The organism is Chitinophaga varians (genome assembly GCF_012641275.1).
GTDB lineage: Bacteria > Bacteroidota > Bacteroidia > Chitinophagales > Chitinophagaceae > Chitinophaga > Chitinophaga varians_A.
Genome location: NZ_JABAIA010000029.1, coordinates 1 through 519, shown reverse-complemented (window position 1 = coordinate 519; position 519 = coordinate 1). Strand labels below are relative to the sequence as shown.

The window sequence follows — 519 nt, the reverse complement described above, 5'->3', positions numbered from 1 at the left end:
CTCCCGCCTGTTGATAGCTGATATCATCCAGCGTTGTATCAGGATTAGCATGAACAGCCTCCATCAGGCGGCCGAGATGGGCCGCCATCCGTTCTATACGCTCCCGGTTGAAAATATCACTGTTGTATTCGATGTTGCCATGAAGCACACCACTTTGTTCATCGTGATAAAACTGAAAACGTAAATCCCCCTTGCTGATGTCCAGGGATGCCGCTTCCGGTGTCACTTCCAGCCCCTGCATCTCTAACTGTTGTTCATCGTTTAAGCGGATGTTCTGTAATATCACCACCACATCTGACAGCGGTGACCGGCTCAAATCTCCTCCCAGTCCCAGCTCCTCCACCAGCATGTCAAAAGGATACACCTGGTGTTCAAAACCTGACAAGGTCGTCTCCCGCACCGATGCCAGCAACTGTTTGAAACTCCGGTCGCCTGCAACTTCGTTTCTCAGGGCCAGCGTGTTCAGGTAATAACCGATCTGGTCTTCCAGGTCGGGGTGATGACGCCCCGCAACAGGTG

General features: G+C 52.4%; 1 protein-coding gene. It reads right to left on the bottom strand.

From position 1 onward, the window contains the following. The coding region (locus HGH92_RS33470; RefSeq protein ID WP_168875211.1) for a condensation domain-containing protein at positions 1 to 519 on the bottom strand (519 nt) is incomplete at both ends.